This window comes from Sorangium sp. So ce1153 (genome assembly GCF_051521595.1).
Classification (GTDB): domain Bacteria; phylum Myxococcota_A; class Polyangia; order Polyangiales; family Polyangiaceae; genus Sorangium.
This window is the reverse complement of sequence record NZ_CP150361.1, coordinates 10,023,296-10,047,721: the sequence shown is the minus strand read 5'-3', so window position 1 is coordinate 10,047,721 and position 24,426 is coordinate 10,023,296. Positions and strand designations below refer to the sequence as shown.

General features: G+C 73.8%; 17 protein-coding genes. 12 read left to right on the top strand and 5 right to left on the bottom strand.

Features of this window, described 5'->3' with window-relative positions; all coding sequences use genetic code 11:
* Positions 1-36 precede the first annotated feature (36 nt).
* From WME85_RS36210 to WME85_RS36180, 7 genes are all read left to right on the top strand, one after another.
* Positions 37-1,041: an AAA family ATPase gene (locus WME85_RS36210; RefSeq protein WP_437827652.1), complete on the top strand. Its 1,005-nt coding sequence runs from the start codon at positions 37-39 to the stop codon at positions 1,039-1,041.
* An 18-nt stretch (positions 1,042-1,059) separates the two neighbouring features.
* On the top strand, positions 1,060-2,022 hold the full coding sequence (locus WME85_RS36205; RefSeq protein ID WP_437827651.1) for a DUF58 domain-containing protein: 963 nt from the start codon (positions 1,060-1,062) through the stop codon (positions 2,020-2,022).
* 2 nt (positions 2,023-2,024) lie between these two features.
* Positions 2,025-3,932 (top strand): vWA domain-containing protein, encoded by a 1,908-nt coding sequence (locus tag WME85_RS36200; protein ID WP_437827650.1) that lies wholly within the window; start codon positions 2,025-2,027, stop codon positions 3,930-3,932.
* On the top strand, positions 3,929-6,751 hold the full coding sequence (locus tag WME85_RS36195; RefSeq protein ID WP_437827649.1) for a VWA domain-containing protein: 2,823 nt from the start codon (positions 3,929-3,931) through the stop codon (positions 6,749-6,751). Before WME85_RS36200 ends, WME85_RS36195 begins: the two co-directional genes overlap by 4 nt.
* A 226-nt stretch (positions 6,752-6,977) precedes the next feature.
* The gene (locus tag WME85_RS36190; RefSeq protein ID WP_437827648.1) at positions 6,978-7,916 is read left to right on the top strand and encodes a homocysteine S-methyltransferase family protein; all 939 of its coding nucleotides are present in this window, start codon (positions 6,978-6,980) and stop codon (positions 7,914-7,916) included.
* 72 nt (positions 7,917-7,988) lie between these two features.
* On the top strand, positions 7,989-9,320 hold the full coding sequence (locus WME85_RS36185) for a glutamate--cysteine ligase (protein WP_437827647.1): 1,332 nt from the start codon (positions 7,989-7,991) through the stop codon (positions 9,318-9,320).
* 63 nt (positions 9,321-9,383) lie between these two features.
* A complete protein-coding gene (locus WME85_RS36180; protein ID WP_437827646.1) occupies positions 9,384-10,697 on the top strand; it encodes a hemolysin family protein in 1,314 nt (437 codons plus the stop codon).
* Between the two features lie 1,781 nt (positions 10,698-12,478).
* Here WME85_RS36180 and WME85_RS36175 read toward each other — a convergent pair.
* The gene (locus tag WME85_RS36175; protein WP_437827645.1) at positions 12,479-14,407 is read right to left on the bottom strand and encodes a HEAT repeat domain-containing protein; all 1,929 of its coding nucleotides are present in this window, start codon (positions 14,405-14,407) and stop codon (positions 12,479-12,481) included.
* A 186-nt stretch (positions 14,408-14,593) separates the two neighbouring features.
* Here WME85_RS36175 and WME85_RS36170 point away from each other — a divergent pair, with 186 nt between their 5' ends.
* From WME85_RS36170 to WME85_RS36150, 5 genes are all read left to right on the top strand, one after another.
* Complete coding sequence (locus WME85_RS36170; protein ID WP_437827644.1) at positions 14,594-15,562, top strand: XdhC family protein; 969 nt, start codon at positions 14,594-14,596, stop codon at positions 15,560-15,562.
* Positions 15,559-16,194, top strand: coding sequence for a nucleotidyltransferase family protein (locus tag WME85_RS36165; RefSeq protein ID WP_437827643.1), 636 nt, complete (start codon positions 15,559-15,561; stop codon positions 16,192-16,194). Before WME85_RS36170 ends, WME85_RS36165 begins: the two co-directional genes overlap by 4 nt.
* Before the next feature lie 111 nt (positions 16,195-16,305).
* Positions 16,306-18,645, top strand: coding sequence for a xanthine dehydrogenase family protein molybdopterin-binding subunit (locus WME85_RS36160; protein WP_437827642.1), 2,340 nt, complete (start codon positions 16,306-16,308; stop codon positions 18,643-18,645).
* The gene (locus tag WME85_RS36155; protein ID WP_437827641.1) at positions 18,642-19,124 is read left to right on the top strand and encodes a (2Fe-2S)-binding protein; all 483 of its coding nucleotides are present in this window, start codon (positions 18,642-18,644) and stop codon (positions 19,122-19,124) included. The genes WME85_RS36160 and WME85_RS36155 overlap by 4 nt, the downstream gene beginning before the upstream one ends.
* Positions 19,121-20,032, top strand: coding sequence for an FAD binding domain-containing protein (locus WME85_RS36150; RefSeq protein ID WP_437827640.1), 912 nt, complete (start codon positions 19,121-19,123; stop codon positions 20,030-20,032). The genes WME85_RS36155 and WME85_RS36150 overlap by 4 nt, the downstream gene beginning before the upstream one ends.
* Here the strand turns inward: WME85_RS36150 and WME85_RS36145 are convergent, their stop codons facing one another.
* The 4 genes from WME85_RS36145 to hisF all read right to left on the bottom strand — a co-directional run bounded on the left by WME85_RS36145 (position 20,033) and on the right by hisF (position 24,379).
* Positions 20,033-20,230, bottom strand: a complete 198-nt coding sequence (locus tag WME85_RS36145; protein WP_437303604.1) for a hypothetical protein — start codon at positions 20,228-20,230, stop codon at positions 20,033-20,035.
* Between the two features lie 280 nt (positions 20,231-20,510).
* Entirely contained in the window at positions 20,511-20,894 is a 384-nt protein-coding gene (locus tag WME85_RS36140) for a DUF533 domain-containing protein (RefSeq protein ID WP_437827639.1), read from the bottom strand.
* A gap of 33 nt (positions 20,895-20,927) precedes the next feature.
* Complete coding sequence (locus WME85_RS36135) at positions 20,928-23,570, bottom strand: hypothetical protein (protein ID WP_437827638.1); 2,643 nt, start codon at positions 23,568-23,570, stop codon at positions 20,928-20,930.
* Positions 23,567-24,379 (bottom strand): imidazole glycerol phosphate synthase subunit HisF, encoded by an 813-nt coding sequence (gene hisF / locus WME85_RS36130; RefSeq protein WP_437827637.1) that lies wholly within the window; start codon positions 24,377-24,379, stop codon positions 23,567-23,569. The genes WME85_RS36135 and hisF overlap by 4 nt, the downstream gene beginning before the upstream one ends.
* Between the last annotated feature and the right edge of the window lie 47 nt (positions 24,380-24,426).

Here is a 24,426-nt window from a genome sequence, read left to right as displayed (position 1 = left end):
GGACGCTCCGCGACAGCGGGCTCGAAGCAGGACATTATGGCCGAGAAGACGAAGGAAGCAGCGCGGGCTGAGGTGGACGACTTCCGCGCGAGCATCGGAGGGCTGCGCGAGGAGGTGGGGAAGGTCATCGTCGGCAACCGCGAGGTGGTCGACGGCGTGCTCACGTGCATGCTCGCGGGCTCGCACGCGCTCCTCGAGGGCGTGCCGGGGCTCGGCAAGACGATGCTCGTCCGCACCATGGCCGAGGCGCTCGACCTCCAGTTCTCGCGCATCCAGTTCACGCCCGACATGATGCCGGCGGACATCATCGGCACGACGGTCATCGACGAGAGCGCGGGCGGGCAGCGGTCGTTCTCGTTCCGCAAGGGGCCCATCTTCGCGAACATCGTCCTCGCCGACGAGATCAACCGGGCGACGCCGAAGACGCAGAGCGCGCTCCTCGAGGCCATGCAGGAGCACCGGGTGACGGTCGCGCGGCAGAGCTACACGCTGGAGGAGCCGTTCTTCGTCCTGGCGACCCAGAACCCCCTCGAGAGCGAGGGGACCTACCCGCTCCCGGAGGCGCAGCTCGACCGGTTCTTCTTCAAGCTGCACGTGCCGTTCCCCAGCCGCGAGGAGCTGAACTCGATCCTCGAGCGGACGACCGGCACGGACGCGATCGAGGTGCGGCCGGTCCTGAACAAGGAGCGGATCGTCGCCATGCAGCGGCTCGTGCGCGAGGTGCCCGTGGCGAAGCACGTCCAGGACTACGCGGTGCGGCTCCTCCAGGCCACGCACCCGGCAGAGGGCGAGAGCCTCGACGAGGTGAAGCGGTTCGTGAAGTTCGGCGCGTCGCCCCGGGGGGCGCAGGCGCTCCTGCTCGCCGCGAAGATCCGGGCCCTCTTCGAGGGGCGGTTCGCGGCCTCCGTCGATGACGTGCGCGCGTGCGCGCTCCCCGCGCTGCGCCACCGCGTGCTCCTCAACTTCGAAGGGGAGGCCGAGGGCGTGAAGACCGACGAGGTGCTGCAGGCGATCCTCAAGCGCTTGCCGGAGAGCAAATGAGGGAACGTCGAAGGTAGCATGGGGCTCTTCGACGCCTTCAAGAGGGCCGCTGCGCCGCTTCGACGGCTCTCCACGCTCTCGCCGCTCTCCGCGAGCGCCTCCGACGAGGATCTCTTCGACGACGAGTTCCAGCGCAAGCTCGACTACCTCGCGATGGTGAGCCGCCGCGTCTTCTCCGGCGCGATGCGCGCGGAGCGGCGGACCAAGAAGACCGGATCCGGCGTCGAGTTCGCCGACCACCGCGACTACGCCCCCGGCGACGACTTCCGGTACCTCGACTGGGCCGCGTACCAGCGCTTCGACCGGCTCCTCATCCGGCTCTACGAGGAGGAGGAAGACCTCTCGATCTACTTCATCCTCGACACGTCGGCGTCGATGGCGTTCGGCGACGGCGCGAAGCTGCGGCACGCGAAGCGCCTCTGCGCGGCCCTGGCGTACGTCGGGCTCGCCAACCTCGACCGCATCGCGATCGTCACCGCGACCGACGAGATCAGCGGGCGCATGCAGTCGACCCGCGGCAAGGCGCGCATCTTCAGGATCTTCCGCTTCCTCGGGCAAGCCCGCGCCGACGGCGCGACCGACCTCGGGGAGGCGATGAAGACCTTCGTGGCGCAGCACAAGCGGCGCGGGCTCGCCGTCATCCTCAGCGATCTCTACGACCCGGTCGGCTTCGAGCGGGGCATCAACGTGCTCCGGTACAACCGGTTCGAGCCGTTCGTGCTCCACGTCGCCGACCCGCGCGAGGCGCGACCCGCGCTGCGCGGCGACGTGCGCGTCTACGACTGCGAGACCGGGGACGAGCGCGAGGTCACGGTGACCGCGAAGGTGCTCGAACGCTACGCCGCGGCGTACGAGCAGTACCTCGACGAGATCCGCCGCTTCTGCACGTCGCGGCAGGTGAGCTACTTCCGCGCCGACGTGTCCGTCCCCTTCGACGAGCTGATCCTGCGCGTGTTCCGCAGAGGCGGCTTCCTCCGGTAGCCATGCTGCACTTCACCGGCGTCCCGCTAGAGACCCTGCTCCAGATCGGCGCCGTCGCCGGGGCCGTGGTCGTCGTCTTCTACATCCTCAAGCTGCGCCGCCGGCCCGTCGCGGTGCCCTTCTCGAAGATCTGGGAGCGCGTCCTCCGGGACAAGGAAGCGACGAGCCTGTTCTCGCAGCTGAAGCGGCTGCTCTCGCTGCTCCTGCAGCTCGCGCTGCTGGCGCTGCTGCTGCTCGCGCTCGGGGACCCGCGCCCGCAGGCGAACCTCGTCGAGGGGCGCAACATCGTGGTCCTCATCGACGCGAGCGCGAGCATGCAGGCCATCGACGTCGCGCCCTCGCGGATCGAGCTCGCGAAGGAGGAGGTGAGGAAGATGGTCCGCGGCCTCTCCGGCAGCGACCGCATGCTGCTCGCCCAGATGGACGCGGCCGTCACGCCCCTGTCCACGCTCACCGGAGAGATCTCCGACCTCGAGGCGGCCGTCGCGGCGGTGAGGCCGACCGACGCGACCGCCGACTTCGCGCGCGCGCTCCGCTTCGCGGGCGACACCCTCAGCGGGCTGCCGTCGCCAGAGGTCATCGTCGTGAGCGACGGCGCGCTGGGCGAGCCCGCCGACGCCGGCGGGCCCGTGCGCCTCGGCGACGTCAAGCTGTCGTTCCTGCCCATCGGCAAGGGCGCGCGGAACGCCGCCATCACCGAGTTCTCGGTGCGGCGCTACCCGCTCGACAAGAGCCGCTACGAGGTGATGCTCGAGGTCACGAACACGAGCGACGAGCCGCTCGATCTCGAGCTGTCGCTGCTCGGCGACGGCCAGCTCACCGACCTGACGCGCATCCGGCTCATGCCGAAGGAGAAGCTGCCCCGCTTCTACCCGAACCTCTCCGGCGCCTCGAAGACGCTCGAGGCGAAGCTCGCGCTGGCCGACGGCAGCTCCGACGACCTGCCCGCCGACAACCGCGCCTTCGCGCTGCTGCCCGAGCGGCGCCGCGCGCGCGTCCAGGTCGTCTCGGCGGGGAACATGTTCCTCGAGGCGGCGCTGCTGCTCGACGAGTACCTCGACGTGACGTTCGTCGACCCGCAGCGTTACCCGGCGGCCTCCTCGTTCGACGTGACCATCTTCGACGGCGTGGCGCCGAGCGTCGCGCCGGGGAGCGGGAGCCTGCTCTACCTCAACCCGACCGGGACCAACCTCCCGTTCGAGGTGGGCAGCGAGGTCCAGGACGACGACCCGAACTACCGCCTGGGCTTCGATGAGCTCGACGCGAAGCACCCGCTGCTGCGGTACACGGCGCTCAGCGACGTGAACATCGCGCGCGCCCACGTGCTCAAGGGAAACAAGGAAGACAGGGTCGTCGGCCGGAGCTACAAGGGCCCGCTGCTCATCGAGGGGCGGCGCAGCGGCGTGAAGTTCGTCGCGCTCGGCTTCGACGTCCGCGAGAGCGACTTCCCCCTCCGGATCGCCTGGCCCCTCTTCCTGCTCAACGCGATCAACAACTTCGTCGAAGAGGACACGAGCTACATCTCCTCGTTCCGCACCGGCGCCGTCTGGCACATCCCCGCGTCCTCGTCGGCGGAGACGGCCAGCCTGGAGCAGCCCGACGGGACGACGCGGACGGTGCCCATCCAGGACGGGCGCGCCGTGTTCCTGGGGCAGCACGCCGGCTTCTACACGCTGCGCGTGGGCGCCGCCGGCGCGCAGGAGGAGAGCATGTTCGCCGCGAACCTCTCCGCGCCGCAGGAGAGCGCGATCGCCCCCGCCGCCGAGCTCAAGGTCGACGGCCGCGGCGCGGGCGCGGTGAGCGAGTTCAAGATCGGCGTCCGCCGTGAGCTCTGGATCTACCTGCTCGCGGCGGTGCTCCTCGTGACCGCGATCGAGTGGTTCACGTACCACAGGAGGGTGACGGTGTGAGCGCGTTCAGTGGCCGCAAGTTCCGCGTCCTCGCGTGGGCCATCACCTGCGCCGCCCTCGGCGGGATCCTGTTCTGGGCGTACCGGAAGTACGTCCTCATGCACCCGGATCCGACGCTCACGTGGGTGCGCGAGGGGGTGAAATACGAGCTGCTCAACCCGAAGATGCTCGGCGCGGTCCTGCTCGCGCCCTGGTTCGTCGGCGTCCTCGCGGGGTCGCTCGCCGACCTTCCCCTCCCGCAGCGCGTGCTCTCGGTGCTGCTGCGGATCGCCTTCGTCGCGCTGATCGCGCTCGGGCTGTCGCGGCTCGCGCGGACCGCGACGACGGAGAAGGTCGCCACGATCTACCTCATCGACGTCTCGGAGTCCGTCACCGACGAGGCGCTCGACGACGCGCGCGCGACGCTCGACAAGGCGTTCGCCGAGAAGCCGGAGGACGGCGTGATCAAGGTGATCACGTTCGCGCGGCGGCCACGGCTCGTCGAGCGCGCAGCCGGTGAGGCGGCAGGTCGCGACGCGGAGCGGCGCGCGCCTGCGATCGGCCGCCACGTCGACGAGAAAGGGCAGCGCGGGGACCTCGGCGCTGGCTCGAACCTCCAGGCGGCGCTGCAGCTCGCCTACGGGCTGTACCCGCCCGGCTACCTCAAGCGCGCCGTGCTGATGTCGGACGGCGTCCAGACCGACGGCGACGTGCTCGCGGAGGCCAACCGGGCGCGCGACTTCGGGGTGCGGCTGTTCACGATCCCGTACCGGCGGCCCGCGCCGCCCGAGGTCGCGGTGCGAGAGCTCAGGATGCCGGACCGGGTGAAGGTCGGCGAGACCTTCGAGATCCACGCGGACATCTACGCGAGCCGCGCGACAAGGGCCCGGGCGCGGCTGTTCCAGGGGGAGGCGCTGAACGGCCTCGAGGGCATCAGGGACCTCGAGCTCAAGGCGGGGCCTAACGACGTCATGTTCAAGAGCGTCGTGCGCATCGCGGGGCAGGTGACCTACGCGCTCGAGCTCGACCAGATCGCGGACGACAAGTTCAAGGAGAACAACCGGTACGCGACCACCATCGACGTGCCCGGGCGCCCGTCGGTGCTCTACATCGAGGGCACGCCGCAGCACGCCGGCCCGCTCTCGAGCGCGCTCACGGCGCAGCAGCTCGACGTGGACGTCAGGCCGCCGGCCGGCTTTCCCGGCTCCCTCAAGGAGATGGAGCGCTACGATTTCCTGATCGTGTCCGACACCCCGAAGGAGGCGCTCAGCCTGCAGGGGCAGGAGATCATCGAGAGCTACGTGCGCGACCTCGGCGGAGGGTTCCTCTTCGCCGGCGGCGAGTCGGGGTACGGCCTCGGCGGCTGGTACCGCACCACGATCGAGCGGATCCTGCCGGTGCGGATGGATAATGAGCGAAAGAAGGACATGCCGAGCGTCGCGATGGCGCTCGTCATGGATCGCTCGGGGTCGATGACCGGGCTGCCCCTCGAGATGGCCAAGGCCGCGGCGAAGGCGACCGCGGGGGTCCTCGGCTCGGACGACCTGATCGAGGTCATCGCCTTCGACTCGGCGCCGACCCGCTACGTGAAGATGCAGCCCGCGCGCAACCGCTCCCGCATCGCCGGCGAGATCGCGCGCATCCAGCCGGGCGGCGGGACCGAGATCTTCGCCGCCCTCGACGCCGCCTACCAGGACATGACGGTGACGCAGGCGCGCAAGAAGCACGTCATCCTCCTCACCGACGGCAAGGCGTCGACGGGCGGCATCCGGGACCTCGTCTCCGCCATGATCGCCGAGTCGATCACCGTGACCACCGTCGGGCTGGGGAACGATCTCGACGAGCAGCTGCTCAAGATGATCGCCGACGTGGGCGGGGGGCGCTTCCACGCGGTGCCCGACCCGAACAACCTGCCGCGGATCTTCACCAAGGAGACCGAGATGGTCGCGCGCGCCGCCGCCGTCGAGGAATGGTTCCCCGTGACCCAGGTCGGCGACGCGGCGTTCCTCCGCGGCATCGACGTCCGCACAGCGCCGAACCTGCACGGCTATGTTTCGACCAAGCTGAAGCCGCCCCCGGCGCAGGAGCTGCTCACGAGCGACGCCGAGGAGCCGATCCTCGCGCGGTGGCGCGTCGGCCTCGGGTGGACGCTGGCCTGGACGAGCGACGTCAAGGCGCGCTGGGCCGTGGAGTGGCTGCGGTGGCCGGGCTTCGAGAAGTTCTGGGGGCAGCTCATCCACGAGCACATGCGCCAGAAGCACCGGCGCGAGCTCGACATGAAGGCCGAGATCGTGGACGGAGAGCTGCGCGCGTCCGTCGACGCGTTCGGGGCCGACGACCGGTTCGAGAACAACCTGACCTCCCGGCTCAGCATCATCGGGCCGGAGCCGGGCGGGACGACGCGGGTCGTCGACATGCGCCAGACCGCGCCGGGGCGGTACGAGACGGCGCTGTCGCTGGACCAGTATGGCTCGTTCCTCCTGCGGGCGGAGCACCTGCGCGAGGCGGAGGACGGTTCGCTGCGGCCGGTCGCGGTCAGCTACGGCCACGTCTCGAACCCGTACCCCCGCGAGTACGCAAGCTTCGAGCCCGAGCTCGCGACCCTCGAGAAGGCCGCGACATCGACCGGCGGCGCGGTCGACCCGAGCGGCGTGGCGGCCATCTTCGACCCGGCAGGGGAGAAGGTGACCTTCCACGAGGAGCTCTGGCAACGTTTCATCTACGCCGCCATGGCCGTCTTCCTGCTCGACCTGTTCGTCCGGCGGGTGCGGCTCTTCGACCGGAAGTTCGTCGCGCGCCGGGGCCGAGGGGTAGGGGGGCGGAGGCTCCCCGCCGTGTGACGGCCCAGCGCACACCATGGAGGCCTCATGACCGCTGATCTCCCGTTCCGCCCCTGGTTCGCGCCCAGCGCGGGCGAGCGCCCGTCAGGTTGCCCCCGACTGCGCTGCGTGGATCGCTGTGCTCCAGCCCGCCGGTCTGCACCATTTCGCGACGCGGAAGGGCCGTCTTGGGCTAGTTTCCCCTTATAGACCGGTGGTAGAGGAGCCCTGGAAAGCAGCGAAGGACGTGAACGCGCTCGAGGCCTCCACCTCTCGGCCTCCGGTAGGTCGTCCGCTCATTATCAGCGGTGATCCGCTCGCTTCTCTCCGCTACCGGGGCGCCGCGGTCTCCTCCAACACCGCGCTCGGCCGGCTGCTGCGCGAGTCGCCCAGGGCGATCGCAGAGCTGCACGAGCAGGAGATCGCGCTGGGGATCGACGTGGTCCGGGCGATCACGTCCGCGACGACGACGCGCGCCCTGGCGCCCATCGGCATGGCGTTCCGCGCCGCCGCGCTGACAGGGACCGCGGTCGAGCTCGCGACCGAGGCGGCGGGCGCGGCCACGCGACGCGTGGCGGTGGCCGGTATCCTGGGCCACACTGCTGCCGCGCCCATGGCCGACCGGATTGCGGAAGATTACGCGGTCCATGCGGCCAGGCTCGCGGCGGCTGGCTGCGAGATCCTCGTCGCATGCGGCTTCGACCCAGCCCAGGCCGCGTGCGTCGCCCCCGCCGTCGCGCGGCTCGCGCGCCGCGCGGCGGTGGTCAGCGCCAGCACGACGCAGCTGGCGACGTGGGCGCTCGTGGAGCTCGACGGGCTCGGGCGCACCGCCGACGGCGAGGGCTTCGAGGAGGTCGCCCGAGGGGCGCTCGACAGCGGCGCGGACGCGTTGCTCTTCGAGGTCGCGTCGGTCGACCTCGCGCTCAACGTCCTCCGGCGCCTCGAGGGCGTCGCCCACGAGGCGCAGGTCGGCGTGCTGCTCGGCGCCGAGCCCGCAGCGGACGGCTCCGATCGCGTCGCCTCCGCCGAGGTGTGCGACGCCTGGGCCGCCTCCGCGGTGCGCCTCATCGAAGCGGGCGCGCGAATGCTTGGGGGAGGGACGGGGACAACGCTGGCGCACCTCGGTGCGCTCGCGAAGATGCTCCGAACGACGCAGCGCGCGCCCCTGCTTAGGCGCGCGCTCTAGGCGAGAACGAAACAAACCGGAAACGTGATGATGGCCGATGCAAGCCACGCGAGCGAGTCGAAGTCTCAACCGTTGAAGACGTTCGACGATCTGCTGTTTCCCTTCCACGAAGCCATCAAGCCCGAGTCGCTTCACCGGATCGGCGCCGAGGCGGAGAAGTTCGGGGTCGACGCCAGGACGGGCGCCGCCATTCCGTACGAGGGCGAGCGGAGCGTCCTGTCCGTGCTGCAGGCGCTCGTCGAGCGGCACGGCTGGACGCCCGAGCACGAGACGCCAGGCGGTCCGCTGATCGCGCTCGTCCGGGCCGGCGCCTCGGTGACCCTGGAGCCGGGCGGGCAGCTCGAGCTGTCCGGGGCGCCCCTCGAGACCATCCACCAGATCTGTCTGGAGATGAGCGGACACCTCGCGGAGCTGCGCGACATCTCCGCCGAGCTCAACTTCGCCTGGCTCGGCATCGGGTTCCACCCCTTCGCGTCGCAGTCCGAGCTCTCCTGGGTGCCCAAGGCCCGCTACGCGATCATGCGGCGCTACCTGCCGACGCGCGGCGCGCACGGCCTCGACATGATGCGCCGCACCGCCACCGTGCAGGCGAACTTCGACTACGCCAGCGAGGAGGCCGCGATGCGCGCGCTCCGCGTGTCGCTCCGCCTCTCGCCCCTCGTGACGGCCATCTTCGCGAACTCCCCGTTCTACGAGGGGGCGCTGTTCGGCGGGCGGAGCTACCGCGCCAGGGTCTGGCTCGACGTCGACCCGTCGCGGCAGGGGCTGCTCCGCAACGTGCTCGAGCGCGGCCGCCGCTTCTCGGACTACGTGGCGTGGGCGGTCGACGCGCCGATGTTCCTCATCAAGCGCGACGGCGCGGTGATCGAGAACACGGGGCAGACGTTCCGCGACTTCCTCGAGCACGGCTTCGAGGGGCACCGGGCCACCCGCGCCGACTGGGAGATGCACCTCAACACCCTCTTCCCGGAGGTCCGGCTGAAGCGGACCATCGAGGTCCGCGGCGCGGACTCGCTGCCCGCCAACCTGGTCTGCGCGCTCCCGGCCCTGTGGGCGGGGATCCTGTACGACGCGCGCGCGCTCGACGAGGCCGACGCCCTGTCCGAGAGCTTCAGGTTCGACGAGCTCGAGGCCGTGCGCCCGCAGATCGCCGAGCGCGCGCTCCGCGCGACGTTCCGCGGCAAGCCGCTCGCGGCGATCGCCGAGCAGCTCGTCGCGATCGCCTCGGGCGGCCTCGAGCGGCGCGCGCGCCTGAACAAGAACGGCAAGGACGAGCGCGTCCACCTCGAGCGGCTCAGCGCGCTCATCGCCAGGGGGCAATCCCCGGCCGACGCGCTCGTGGATGGGCTCAGCAACGACGACCCGGAGCTGCGAAGCAAGATCCTCGATCGTGCGAGGATCTGAGCGCGCCCCGTCGCCGAAGAGGCGCGGGGGGGCTGGCGCACCGGGCAGAGGACGTCGACCGGCATGACGTTTGTTTATCTCCTAGGCACCGCGCTGCTGGTGCTGCTGAACGCGTTCTTCGTCGCTTCCGAGTTCGCCATCGTCAAGATGCGGCCGACGCGGCTGGAGCAGCTCGTGCGCGAGGGGGACGCGCGCGCGCGGCTCGCCCTCCAGATGTCGCAGCGGCTCGACGAGTACCTCTCCGCCAACCAGCTGGGCATCACGCTCGCGTCCCTCGGGCTCGGCTGGATCGGCGAGCCGGCCATCGCCCACCTGATCGAGCCGATGCTCGCGCCGCTCGACGCCTGGTCGGGGGTCGGCGCGCACGCCATCGCCGTGGGCATCGCGTTCATCATGATCACGTCGCTCCACACCGTGGTCGGCGAGCTCGCGCCGAAGTCGCTCGCGATCCAGCGGACGGAGAAGGTCACGCTCTGGGCGGCGCGGCCGCTGCACGGGTTCTTCGTCGTGATGTGGCCGGTGATATGGGCGCTCAACTCGATGGCGAACGGGTTCGTCCGGCTCTTCGGGCTCCAGCCGGTGGGCGAGGCGGAGATCGCGCACACGTCGGAGGAGCTCCGGCTGCTCCTCACCAAGAGCCCCGCGGGGCTGGATCCCGCGCTGCGCAGCATGCTCGTGCGCATCTTCGACCTGCGCCGGCGCACGGCGAGGCACGTGATGTCGCTCCGCTCCGACGCGGCGACCCTGCGCGCGAACATGACGATCGACGAGGCGGTGCGGATCGTGGCCGACGCCGGGTACTCCCGGTACCCGGTGCTCGACGAGCAGGGCAAGAACGTGCTCGGCTACCTGCACCTGCGCGACCTGTTCGACGTCCTGAGCCACCGCCGCCGCGCGACGCGCGTGGCCGAGCTGCTCCGCAAGCCCATCATCGCGCGCGAGAACACCTCGGTCGAGCGCCTCCGCCTCGAGATGCAGGCGCGCCAGGTGCCGGTGGCGATCATCACCTCGGCCTCGGGCGAGTTCATCGGGCTCGTCACGATGGAGGACCTCATCGAGGAGATCGTCGGCGAGATCCGCGACGAGAACGACGAGGAGGTGCCGCCGATCCACCGCCGCGGCGGCGGCATCGTCGACGTCGACGGCCGCGTGCTGCTCGCGGACCTGGAGCGCGACGCCCATATCGTGCTGCTGCCCGAGGTGAAGACCGTCGAGACGGTCGGCGGCTATATGCTCGGCCGGCTCGAGCACCCGCCCGAGGCAGGGGAGCGCGTGGAGTGCGAGGGCTACACGCTCGTGGCGATGGACGTCGCTGGCCGGAGGGTACGCCGCGTCCGCATCGTCCCCACCGAGGGCGCGGGGGGCGAGCGGTCGTGACGCGCGCGTCCCCCCTCGCCGCGGATCAGCGGAGCCGCGCCGTCCGTCAGGGGCGCCGCCCCGGGGCGTTCGCGGCGAGGCGCGTCCCCCGGATTTGGTCGTCCGGGGTGCGAACTGCACGCGGATCGAGGTACAAACTTCGGCGGACCGGTACTACGCTGGCTTCGTAAGTGGAAACGCTTGCAACTCGGATCTTGCGCGATGGCCCGCTGAACGAGCTCGACGCCGTCGGCTGGGCCATCCGTCTCGCAAAGAGGATCGAGGCGCTGCACGCGCTCGGCGTCGCGCACGGCGCCATCTCGCCCGAGTGCGTGCTCACGGCCGCGGTCGATCGCACGTCGAAGGCCATCCTGGCCGATCTGCGCCAGACGCCGAGCCGCATCGCCTACCAGTCGCCCGAGCGCGTCGCCGGCGGGACGCTCTCGCCCGGCGACGACGTGTGGGCCATCGCGGCGACGCTCTACGAGGTGCTGACCGGCACGAGCGCCTTCGGCGGCGGGAGCGACGCGGAGACGCGGCAGCGGATCGCGAGCTCGTCGCCGGCGCCGCTCGCCGTGTTCGACGTCGGCGACGACGACCTCCAGCGCGTCCTCGACGACGCGTTCCAGCGCGATCGCTCCGCCCGCACCACGAACGCCGCCGCCTTCCGGCGCGCCCTCGAGGAGTGGCACCCCGATCCCGCGGCGCGCACGCTGCTCCCGCTCGACGACGAGGACTCGACCAGCGACGAGGACGACGACGAGGTGCGCACGCTGATGCGCGTGGCGCCGCTGAGCTCCGCCCAGCTCGATCAGATCATCGCGCAGCGCGCGGCGGCAGCCGCGGCGGGGCAGCCGCCGCCGCCCATCCCGCCCGAGCGCCCGCTGCCTCCGGCGGCGGCGGCGTACCCCGGCGCGTCAGCCCCGAGGCTGGGCGCCCTCCCGAGCCCCAAGGCGGCCCCGGCCGCCCCCGCCGCGCGAGCCCGCGCGCCGGTGCCGCGCGGGCACGTTCCGGGGTTGGGGGCGGTCCCGCTGACCCAGTCGACCGGCGACGACGGCGACGAGGACGAGCTGACCGTCATGCGGGAGGGGTTGCCCCTCGACGCCCACGGCGGTGCCGGGGCGGCGGTCGCGGCGCCGCCGCGCTTCGGGGGAACGGCGTCCGTCGCGCACCGCGTGGGCGGCGCCGCGCGGCCCGGAGCGGGCGCGGCGTCGCCGTCCGTCGCGCGCGAGCGTCCGGCCGCGACGCGCGACGCGCCGGCGAGACGGCTTCGCCAGAGCGACGGCATGCCGTTCCTCGGCGACATCGACGACGAAATCCACGACGAGCCCACGCTGGACGCGCCCACGGTCGTCGATGACGAGGACGACGAGGACGACGTCCCGACGCGCGCGCGAGAGGCGCCGGTCACGCCGCCCGTGCCGCACCAGATCACGGCGGTGGCGCCCTACAGCGCGCCGCAGGGGCTCGCCGAGGGGACGTCGAGAGGCCGCGCTCCCGCAGCGCCGCTCGCCGCCGCAGCGCCGGTCGAGCGAGCGGCCGGGGCGCCCGCGGTGACCGCACCTGGCAGCGTCGACTCGGGGAGCGGCCGCGTGCTCGGTCCGAGCTCCGCTGCCGTGGGGGCGCTCGGTCCGTCGCAGCAGGCGTCTCCGCCCCCGAAGAGCGCCGTCGCCGCGCCGCCGAGCGCCGTCGCCGCGCCGCCGAGCGCCGTCGCCGCGTCGTCGAGCGCCGTCGCCGCGCCGTCGAGCGCCGTCGCCGCGCCGTCGAGCGCCGCTCCCGCGCAGCGGGCGGCGGCGCAGAGCTCAGCCGCGCCGGCGTCGCCCCTCGGGCTGCCTGACGGCAGCAGCTTTGCCACCGACGATGCGCCGCCCGACCGCTCGGGGCGGCTCGGGATCATCATCGCGGTGGTGGTGGCGGTCCTCCTGGCCGTGGGGGCGATGCTGTTCGCCGCGCAGCTCGGCCTGCTGGGGTCCGCGCCCGGCGCGCCCGCCGCGCCCGGCGTCGGTGCGAGCGATCACGTCGCCGCGTCGACCGTCGCCGCGGTCGCCCCGCGCGTGCGGCCAGGTCGCGGCCTTGTGGAAGCTCTGGATCTGGGCGTCGAAGCCGCCCATGTCCACGCGCTGGAGCGCCTCCGGCCGGAGGCCTGAGCGCTGCGCGACCGCCTCGGTCCGCTCGGGGAACGGCGAGATCCACACCAGCCGGCCGCCCGGCGCGAGCGCGCGCGCGGCGCCCTCGACGAAGCGATCGAGCATGGCGTCGAGATCTCCCGTGCGCTCGACGCGCCGCCCGAGGGGCGGGTTCGTCAGGATCAGCGAGGGAGCGTCGCCCGGGGGCGGCGCGCCGCACGCGTCGCGCTGAAAGAGCTCCGCGCCGCGCGCGCCCGCGGCGTCGAGGTTCTCCCGCGCGATCTGCAAGGCCCGCGGGTCGCGATCCGAGCCCACGAGCCGCCGGTAGGGCCCGAGCAGCGCGCGCTCGCAGAGCTCCAGGCCCGAGCCGACGAACGGATCCCAGACCACGTCGTCGGCGCGCACCCCCGCGATGCGCGCGAGCGCCGCCGCGATGGTCGGGTGCGACGCCGCGGGCACGTCGCCCCGGCGGTACGCGAACCGCGGGTCGGGCAGGCGCGGCGCGAGCTCGACGCGCACGCGGCCGGCGCCCTCGTGGACGACAACGTCCCAGGTGCTCTGGGTCGGATCGTTCACGAGCTCCGGGGCCTCGGCCTCCACCGCCGCCGCCACGCGGAAGACCGCCGCCCGGCGCTTGCCGCCGCCGGCCCAGTCGATGCGGTAGCGGATCGCGCCGGCGGTGAAGCGGCGCAGGATCTCGCGCGATTCCCGCGAGGCCAGCCGCTCGGCGACGGCGGCGGCGAGATCCGCGCCCCCGTCGAGCTTCCGCAGCGGCAGCGGGAGCGCGAACGACAGCATCGTGCGCGCCCCGAACAGCACATCGAGGCGGCCGCTCAGCATCACCTCGACGCGCGTGCCGCCGCACGGATCGCTCCGGAGCTCGGGGACGAGCGCCCCGCCGGGAGAGTTCTTGTCCAGCGCCGCGAGCTCCTCGGCGAGGATCGCCTCGAGCCCGCGCCGGCACCGCACCGCCACGCGGACAGGGCGCTCCGGCGCGCGATCGCCGGCGATCTCGGACGGCTCGCCGCGCGACAGGGTCCGCCTCGCCAGGAGCTCGGCGCGCGCGCGCACGCCGGCGACGTCCTCGTCGCCGCCGAGCTCGGCGAGCACGTCGAGCGCGGCGCCGCCGCCGACCTTGCCGAGCGCGTCGATCAGCGCGCGGCGGACGTCGGGCGAGCCCTCGCCGCGCGCGGCCTCGGCGAGCGCCTGCTCGACCAAAGGCCGCCCCGGATCGGCCGCGGGCAGCTTGCCGAGCGCCACCGCCGCCATGCGGCGCGTACGGCGATCGTCGTCGCGGAGGCAGGCGATCAGGTGGCCGCGCGCGCGCTCGGCGACCGCGGGGTCGAGCGGCGTGGCGGCCATCAGCTTGCCGACGAGCCGTGTGAGCGGCGCGCGCAGCGACGGCGCCGCGCCGGCCGCGCGCTCGAGGGCGGCGGGCAGCGCGGCCGCGCCCGCGCGGCGCAGCGCCCGCTCCGCCAGCTCGGCGGGCTCGCCGGCCGCCTCGAGCAGATCCATCAGGACGGCGAAGTGACGGCGTCCCGGCGTGAAGCCCGGATCGGAGAGGGCGCGCTGGAGGTCGGGATCGGGCGTGGCGGGGGGGCTCATCGGGTCGGGGATCTCCGCGTTTTCATGGGGGATCCCGGCGGGCGCAGCCGGCCGGGCAGAAGAACTCTGGCGCCGGTCGCCGCGCGCGCTCGACTTTCGCGACAAGCGCGGCGTTCCGGCAAGCTCTTTCAGCGCCGGGCCTCTTGGCGCTCTCGTTTTCGGTGCCCGGGTCGCTAGAGTTCCATCATGCCGGATCTGAGCCAGGTCATCCCGCGGACGGCCTCGCCGCACGACGTGCTGCGCGCCGCGGTCGGCGCGCTCGAGGCGGGGCGGCGCGTGGTGCTCGCCTCCGTGGTGGCGCGGCACGGCTCGGCGCCGTCGACGCCGGGGCAGAAGCTCTGCCTGATCGATGACCTCACCGCGATCGGCACGATCGGCGGCGGCGCCGTCGAGCGGGCGGCGCTCGGGATGATGGGGCGCGCGCTCGACGAGCTCGTCAGCACGCCGAAGCTCGAGACGTTCCGCCTGGGTCCGAGCCTGGGCATGTGTTGCGGCGGCTCGGTCGAGATCCTCATCGAGCCGATGCTGCCCGCCGCGCACGTCCTCGTGATCGGCGCCGGGCACGTGGGCGCGTTCGCCGCGCCCCTGCTCGCCTCGCTGGGCTTCCGGGTCACCCTGTGCGACGCGCGCGCCGCGGCCGCCGACCCCGCGCGGGTGCAGCTGCCGGCGCCGCTCGCTGGCGCGCTGCCGGCGCCGCTCGCTGGCGCGCTGCCCGCGCACGACGGCGCGCAGGAGGAACCCGGGCCGGCGCTCGGCGAGCAGGTGCGGGTCGTGCTTGCAGAGCACGACGATCCGGAGGTGACGGCGAGCATGCCGAGGGACCTCGGCGAGGCGGCTGCGCTCGTCATGACGCACGATCACGGGCTCGACCAGGCGGCGATCGAGTGGGCGCTCGCGCGGGGCTTCGGCTACGTGGGCGGGGTCGGGAGCCGGGCGAAGGCCGCGCGCACGCGCGCGCGGCTCGAGGCGAAAGGGGTGGCGGAGCGCGACGTCGCCCGGGTCAGGATGCCGGTCGGCGTCGACATCGGCGCGCGCACGCCCGCCGAGATCAGCGTCGCCCTCGCCGCGGAGCTGGTCGCCTGGCGCGCGGGGCGGCGGCGCGCGCGGTGGATGCCGGCCGCCTCCGGGCCGGCGGGGGAGGAGCAGGCTGAATGAAGGTGATCACCATCGTGCTCGCCGCGGGCGCGGGCAAGCGGCTCGGGGGACCGAAGGCCCTGCTGGCCTGGCCCGCGGCGGCGAAGGGAGGGGCGGAGCGGCCGCTGGCGATCGCGCACGCGGAGGCCCGCCTGGAGGCCGAGAGCGCGCGGGTGCTCGTGGTGGTGCGCGGCTCCGTCTTCCATGCGCTGTTGGCCCACGTGCGGCCTGGCGTCGACCTGGTCTCGTGGACCGCGCCGGATGACCTCGGCCCAGCCGGCTCGCTGGCCGTCGCCGCGCCGCGCATCGGCGACGCCGACGCCGTCGTCGTGACGCCCGTCGACGTGCCCCCCGCGAGCGCCGCCACGGTGGCGCGTCTGCTCGCCCGCCTCGACGCGGGCGCCTCCTCCGCGGCGCCGCCGCTCGCGGTGCGACCGCGTCACCTCGGCCGCGGCGGCCACCCGGTGGTGCTGCGCGCCGAGGCGCTGCAGCGCTACCTCGAGGCGGATCCGCCGCCGCTCCGGGACCACCTGAGGGCGCTCGGCGACAGGTGCGTGGACGAGGAGGTGGACGATCCGGGGGTGCTGCACGACCTGAACGTCCCGGTCGACGTGATCCGCGTGCTCGGCGGGCCTCCCCGCTTCCTGGCCTGAAGGCCGGCGGGGCTCGCCGACTCCGCGCATCGCGGGCGGCGCATGGCGCGGCGCGCCCGGGTCGACGTGGCCCGGGGGACGGGGCTATCGTCAACCAGGAGGAGCACACGAATGGCGACGAGCCCTCCAGCTTCAGCGAGCGCCGTGGGGATCAGCGTGCCTCGCACCGACGGCCCCCCCAAGGTGACGGGGGCGTCGCGCTACGTCGATGACATCCCGGCGATGCCGGGGGAGATCTTCGGGCGCACCGTGCGGAGCCCCGTGCCGCGCGGGATCCTCCGGGGCGTGCGGCTCGACCCCGCGTTCGACTGGAGCGACGTCACGGTGGTGCTCGCCGAGGACGTCCCGGTCAACGTCGTCGCGCTGATCCTGGACGATCAGCCGGTCCTCGGCACCGGCAAGGTGAACCACGCCTACGAGCCGATCGCGCTGCTCGGCTGCGCGGATCGGCTGAAGCTCGCGCGGGCGGTCCAGGCCGTCACGCTCGACATCGATCCGCTGCCGCCGGTGCTCGACGCGCGCGACGCGCTGGAGGGCAAGGAGATCATCTGGGGGGCCGACAACGTCCTCAAGCGGTACCTCATCACGAAGGGGCGCGCCGACGTCGAGCAGGAGCGCGCCGAGGCCGCCATCGACGCGGCGCTCGCGCGCTGCGACGTGGTCGTCACCGGGACGTACGCCTCGCACCACCAGGAGCAGCTCTACATCGAGCCGCAGGGGGTCATCGCCTGGTGGGACGAGGCGGGCGCGCACGCGACAGGCTCGATCCAGTGCCCTTTCTACGTACACAAGGCGTTCCTGAAGGCGTTCGGCCTCCCGCCCGACCGGATCCACGTCACCCAGTCGGTGACCGGGGGCGGCTTCGGGGGCAAGGAGGAGTACCCGTCGATCATCGCGCTCCACGCGGCGCTCCTCGCGAAGAAGAGCGGCCGCCCGGTGCGGATGATCTACGACCGGACGGAGGACATCGAGGCGACGACGAAGCGCCACCCGGCGTTCTGCGAGATCACGAGCGGCTGCGACCGCGACGGGACGCTCCGCGCCCTGAAGACCCGGATCCTCATGGACGGCGGCGCGTACGCGACGCTGACGCAGGTGGTCCTGTCGCGCGGCGCCCTCCACGCGGCGGGCGCCTACCGCTGGGACGACGTCTGGATCGAGGCGACCGCGGTGGCGACGAGCACGCCGCCGAACGGCGCCTTCCGCGGCTTCGGCGCGCCGCAGACGATCTGGGCGATCGAGCGGCACCTCGACCGCGTCGCGCGGGAGCTCGGCTGCGATCCGCTCGATCTGAAGGCGAAGAACGTGCTGCGCCCCGGCGACGCGACCGCGACGGGGCAGGTGCTCCGCGCGAGCGTCGCCGGCGAGGAGTGCATCGCGAAGGCGATCGCGGCGAGCGGCTACCGGCAGAAGCGCGCGGCGGGGCCCGTCGTGCGAGGGCGCGTGGCGCGCGGGGTCGGGCTGTCCGTGTTCATGCACGGCGCGGGCTTCACCGGGTCGGGCGAGCGCTACTACAAGGGCAAGGTCGCGCTGGATCTCGCGCCGGGCGGGCGGCTCCGCATCCGCACGGCGTCGACCGACATCGGCCAGGGGACGGAGACGGTGTTCCGGCAGATCGCCGCGTCCGCGGCGGGGCTGCCGATCGACCGGGTCGAGTTCGCGGTGCCGTGCACGACGACCGTGCCCGACTCGGGGCCCACCGTGGCGTCGCGCACGGTGATGGTGGTCGGCTCGATCCTCGAGGCCGCGGCGCGCGAGCTCTCGGGCCGCGTGCGCGAGGAGCAGGAGGCGGCGCGGCAGCAGGGCGCCGCGCAGGAGGGGCAGGGCGGCGCGGCGCCGGCGCTGACGTTCGAGGAGGCGGCGGACAGGCTGCTCGCCCGCGAGGGGCAGGTGACGTCGCTGAAGCAGTACGAGCCGCCGGGCTACGTGCGCTGGGACGACGAGGCGTACAAGGGAGACGCGTACCCGTGCTTCGGCTGGGCGTGCGACGTGGCCGAGGTCGAGGTCGACCTCGACACCTTCGAGGTGACGGTCGTCGACTTCTGGTCGGCCACCGACGTGGGCAAGGCGATCCACCCCGTGATGTGCAAGGGGCAGATCGAGGGCGGCAGCCTGCAGGCGATCGGCTGGGCGCTCTCCGAGGAGATCGTCTGGCAGGGCGGCAAGATCAGGAACCCGCGGATGACCAACTACATCATCCCGACGTCGCTCGACGCGCCGCCGTTCCACGTCGTCCTGGTCGAGGAGCCCTTCCCGTTCGGTCCGGGCGGCGGGGCCAAGGGCATCGGCGAGATGCCGATGGACGGCGGCGCGCCCGCCATCGCCGCGGCCGTGGAGCACGCGACGGGGATCGCCGCGCGCGCGCTGCCGCTCACGCCGGAGCGGCTGTTCGAGGCGGCGCGCGGCGCCGCAGCGCCGCGGCAGGCGGCGGGGGGAGGGGATCGCGCATGAAGGTATCGCTCGTCGTCAACGGCTCGCCGCGCGAGGTCGACCTGCCGCCGCTCTCCCGGCTGCTCGACGCGCTCCGGGGGCCGCTCGGGCTCACGGGCACGAAGGAGGGGTGCGCCGAGGGCGAGTGCGGCGCGTGCACGGTGCTGATCGACGGCGACCCCGTGAACGCCTGCCTCGTCGCGATCGGGCAGTGCGAGGGGCGGCACGTGACCACGGTCGAGGGGCTCGCCGGCGTCGGCCACCTGTCGCCGCTCCAGCGCTGCTTCATCGAGGAGGGCGGCGCGCAGTGCGGGATCTGCACGCCCGGCATGCTCCTCGCCGCCGAGGCGCTGCTCGCGCGGAACCCGGCGCCGTCGGAGCTCGACGTGCGCGAGGCGCTCGCCGGCAACCTGTGCCGCTGCACGGGCTACCAGCGCATCGTCGAGAGCGTCCGCGCCGCGGCGGCGCTGCGCCGCGGCGGGGGAGGGGCGGCGCCGTGAGCATCGCCGATCTCCGCCTGTTCGAGATGCGGCGCGTGACCGGCCTCGGCCCGCTGTGCGAGCTCGTCGCGGAGCAGGCGGCGCTCGGCGCGCCGGTCGCGCTCCTGGCCGGCGGCACCGACTGGGTCGTCGAGCAGGAGCTCAGGCCTCCGTTCGAGCTCCCTGCGGGCGCCGGTCTGGCGGCGCCGCCGCTCGTCGTCGACGTGTCGCGGCTCGCGGATCTGCGCGGCGTCTCGCTCTCTGGCGACACGCTGCGGGTGGGCGCCGCGACGACGTACCTGGAGGTGCGCCGGAGCGATGTGATCCAGGAGCGGGCGCCGCTCCTCGCCAGGATGAGCCGCGACGTGGGCGCGGTGCAGATCCAGGCGCGCGGCACGCTCGGCGGCAACCTCGCCACGGCGTCGCCGGCCGCCGACGGCGTCGCCGCGCTCGCCGCCTACGACGCGACCGTCGTGGTGCAGAGCGTCCGCGGGGAGCGGCGCATCCCGATGGGCTCCCTGCAGACGGGGTACAAGCGCACGTCGCGCGCGCCGGACGAGGTGATCGTGGCGGTGGAGATCGCGCTGCCGGAGCCCGGAGCGCCCTGGTACTGGCGGAAGATCGGCGCCCGGCGGGCGCAGGCGATCTCGAAGGTCGCGCTCGCGGGCGTGGCCGAGGTGCGGTCCGGGCGGCTCGCGCGGCTCGGGCTCGGGATGGCGTCGGTCGCGCCGACGACGGCGCTCCTGCCGAGCGTGCGCGCGCTCTGCCTCTCGCGCCCGCTCGCCGAGCTCACGCCGGCGGAGGTGGACGCGGCGGTGGCGCAGGACATCTCGCCCATCGACGACGTGCGCTCGACGCGGGCCTACCGCGAGCACTGCGCGCGCGGGGTGGTGCGAGAGCTCCTCCGGCAGCTCGGCGCGCCGGTCTGATCACTCCATCCAGTCGAGCTGCGCTACCTCCAGGCGGCGGCTGCGCCCGCCCGGGCGCGTCGGCCGCTCGCGCGGAGGCAGCGCGGGCGGAGGGTCGATGTCGTGGCAGCGAGCGCACTGCCGCGGGGTGTTGGTCCCAGCCTGGAATATGGTGATGCTGCTGCAAGCAGGGCAGATCATGCCGATGTCGTGGTTCATGAGCACTCCTCGACGACGAACGCTCCGGGGCGTCCCGAGCGGCGGGAAGATGCGCTGGAGGGGCGACGCGCACGCGACGGCGCTGCAACATCGCGTGGGAGCGAGGGCTGTCCAAGGTCGCGGCGGCGTCCACGGCGAGCGGAGGAGCGCCCTCGACCGTTCGATCGCGCCGAGCAGCGAGCGGCTGCCCACGAGGACGGTTGCTACCGGTTCGCTGAGCTCGCGATAGGAGCACGGGCAGCGGCGTGGTCCGCGGCGCGCGTGCGCCGCCGCCGCGGCGTCAGAGCAACGTGAGGAGGCGCCGGGCGCGGGCCTCCGCGGACTTGATGATCTGCTCGGACTCGATCTCGGGGAGCTCGAGCTTCTTGCACAGCGCATCGATGTACTGCTTCTCCGCGTCGTGCTGCTCGCCGTCGACGAAGGTGAGCAGCACCGCGTGCTGGAGGAGCGCGCGGCGGTCCTCGCCGCCGAGCTCGTCGAGGGGCACGTCGTCCAGGGTCCTCCGCTCGGCGGCGTAGGCGCGGATCTCGCTGGCCTGCTCCTCGCTCGCCTCGAACGCCGCGATCAGCCCCTCCACCATCTCGCGTTCGGCGTCGTGGAACTCGCCGTCCGCCCACGCCACGCTCACGAGCGATTTCACGATCGCCATGCTCTGCTCTTGCATGGCGACGAGTGTCGTCGCTCCGCCGGGGCAACGTCAATCGTGAGGGGGCGGCGTCCTCGCCTCGGCGCGCGGCACGGCGCGGAGCGCGCCGCGTGCGAGCGGCTCCGCGAGCGAGGCGAAGAGCTCGGGCCGCAGCGTCCCGACGAGCACGGCGCAGAGCAGGGCGAGCGCGACGAGCGCGAGCCACAAGGAGAAGCCCTTGCGGCGCGGGGTCACCAGGGGCGCAGGCGGCCTGCTGCTTTCGTCCAGCGCGACCTGCCCGGCGTCGGGCGCGGGGACCTCGGACGGAACGGGGCGCCTCGCCTCGGCGAGGGGCGAGCGCGCGTCCGGGAGCGCGCGCGCGACGGTCGCGGAGAGGGTCGCGACAGGGGGCGGCGTGAGGGTGAGGTCGAGGCCCGCGAGCGCCTTCATGCTGCGCGCGGCGCGTCGTTGCGCGCTGTGCTCCGACTGCGCAGCGAAGCGCGCGACGAGCTCGTCGACCCGGGACGTGCCGGCGCCGTCCGCCGGGGGGCGCGCGCTCCGGGATCGCCGCGAGGCGCTCCACACGATCGCGTCGATGGGGCTCAGGCCCGCCGGGCACGGCTCTTCCGCCGGCTCCGCGTCGGCTGGCGTCGCGCCGGCGTGGGCGGCCGTCGTGGCCTCGGCCTGCGCTGACGGCGAGGCCTCGGTCGGCGCCGGCGCAGCTGTATGGGTCGCGGGGGCTGCCGAGGCCGGTGCGTCGTCGCCGCGCTGCGCCGGGAGCGGCCAGGGCAGCGTGTGCCGCGCGGCCGGCGTTTCCTCGAGCGGGGCGACGCTCGCTCGAGGACCGACGGACACCGCGGCGGCGTCGCGGCGGTGGACGAGGGGCCAGCCGCCGTAGGCTGGGGTGACCTGGAGCGCGGCTTCCGCCGCGAGCAGGAAGTGGATGGCGGGCGCGCGCGCGGCCTCGGCAGCGTCCGGGGGGCTGCAGGGGATGCCGGCGGGCGCGTCGGGGGCTGCGTCGATGAAGTCGGCAGGCGCGTCGGGGGCTGCGTCGATGAAGTCGGCGGCTGCGTCGACGATGTCCTCAGGCGCCTCCGTGGCTGCGTCGATGAAGTCGGCAGGCGCGTCGGGGGCTGCGTCGATGAAGTCGGCGGCTGCGTCGACGATGTCCTCAGGCGCCTCCGTGGCTGCGTCGATGAAGTCGGCGGACGCGTCGGCAGCTGCGTCGATCGCATCAGCGGCTGCGTCGACCACGTCGGCAGGCGCCTCGGTGACTGCGTCGACCACGTCGGCAGGCGCCTCGGTGGCTGCGGCGACCACGTCGGCAGGCGCGGAGCTGGCCGCGTCGAGGACGTCGGCAGTCGCTTCCGTCACGCTGGTGACAGCGGCGCTCTCGGCCGCCACCCTCTCTTCCCAGACGGCGGTGGCGACGGTCGGTGTCGGCTCCTGCGAGAGCGGTACGACGCCGGTGGGATCCGGGGAGAGCTCGACGAGGATCGACTCGGAGGGCGTCGGCTCCTGCGGGAGCGGCGCGACGCTGGCGGGGTCCGGGGAGAGCTCGACCAGGATCGACTCGGAGGGCGTCGGCTCCTGCGGAAGCGACACGACTTCCGTGGGGTCCGGGGAGGGCTCGATGAGGAGCGCCTCGATGCCCTCGGGGCTCGTGAGCGCTTCCCGGCACGCTGCGCCGTCGGCAGGCGACGGCGCGGGCATGGCGCGCGCCTCGGCAGGCACGATCGCCGGCGCGCTGGGCGCGACCGGCACCACGCGCGCGACCGTTCGCGCAGGCTCGACGAGCTCCGGGACGACCGGGATCTCCACCAGCGCCGCCGCCGTCTCGATCTCGACCAACGCCTGCACCACCGTGGGCGTCGGCTCCGGGAAAGCCTCGGCCTGGTCGCCGGGATGCGCCGCGCGCGCAGGCGCCGGCGCGACCTCGGAAGACGGCTCGACCACCGCGGCTCTGGCCGCGATCTCGTCAGGGCCGCCGCCGAGCGCGGGGGCCGGGAGTGTCGGCCCCGCCGTCTCGCATGCGACAAGCCCGGGGCTGAGCGTCAGCTCCACGATCGCCGGAGCAACCGGCCCAGGGCTGAGGGTGAGCTCCACGACGGCTGGCGCGAGCGGCGCAGCCGCGACCTCCCCGCGCCGCGCACCGCCGACCTCGCCGCGCGGCGCAGCCGCGGCGCACGCCGGTCGCACCGGCTGCTCGCTCGCCGCCGGCTGCTCGCTCGCCGCTGGCGCCAGCGGCGCCGCCTGGACCTCCGCCCGCGCGCGCTTCAGCCGGCCGGCCTCCCTGGCGCGCAGCGTCTCGCGGGCGAGCCGCGCCAGCGCGCGCCGCGCGGCGTTGCGGTTCACCGGGATCAGCGCGGCCTCGAGCTCTCGCGCGACCGCATCCGGGTCCTGCTCCGTCCTGGGGCGCGGGCGCGCCGTCGCCGCGAGGTTCGGCATGCTGCCCGCGGACGCGGCGAGCAGCCGCGCGAGCAGGTCGCGCAGGAGCCGCGCCGCCTCGGCGGGCGCCACCGGCTCGCCGCGCGAGCGCACCGTGACCGTGCCCTCGGTCGTGAGCAGCACCGCGCGCTCGTCGAGCCGGAGCGGCAGCCGCGACGTCGCGTCGCCGACCGCCAGCGCCAGGTACCCCGACGTCTCCGGCACCAGCGAGGCGCACCGCGCGTGCGCCGCCGCGAGGACCTCATCCAGCGTGACGCACGCGCTCACGAGCGCCCCCGCGCCGCCGCGTCGCTCGACCTGCCCGCGCGCGCCGGCCTGACCGGCACGCCCGCCGCCTCGAGGTACGCCTTCGCCTCGCCGATCGTGTACTCGCCGTCGTGGAAGATCGACGCCGCGAGCGCGGCGTCCGCGCCGCCCTCGACGAGGCCCGCTCGCAGGTGATCCAGCGTCCCGACGCCGCCCGACGCGATCACCGGGACCGGCACGGCCCGCGCGATGGCGGCTGTCAGCAGGAGGTCGTACCCGTCCCGCGTGCCGTCGCGGTCCATGCTCGTGATGAGCAGCTCCCCCGCGCCCGCGCGCGCGATCTCCTCCGCCCACGCGACCGCGTCGCGCCCCGTGTCCCGCCGGCCGCCGTGGGTCACCACCGTCCAGGCCACGCGCGACGGATCCGCGATCCGGCGCGCGTCGATCGCCACCACGATCGCCTGGGTGCCCCACCGGTCCGCGGCGCGCCGCACGAGGTCGGGATCGTTCACCGCGGCCGTGTTGATCGCCACCTTGTCCGCCCCCGCGTGGAGGAGCGCCTCGATGTCCTGCTCGGACCGGACGCCGCCGCCGACCGTGAGTGGCGTGAACAGCACGTCCGCCGTGCGCGCCACGACGTCCAGGATGATGCCGCGCTTCTCGTGCGACGCGGTGATGTCGAGGAACGTGATCTCGTCCGCGCCCTCGGCGTCGTAACGCCGGGCGGCCTCGACGGGATCGCCGGCGTCCCGCAGCCCCACAAAGCGGACGCCCTTCACGACGCGGCCGTCCTTGACGTCGAGGCACGGGATGATGCGCTTCGCGAGCATACGTCGGCGTTAGCGTACCTGCCGCGTCCGGGCCAACTGTTGCGCGG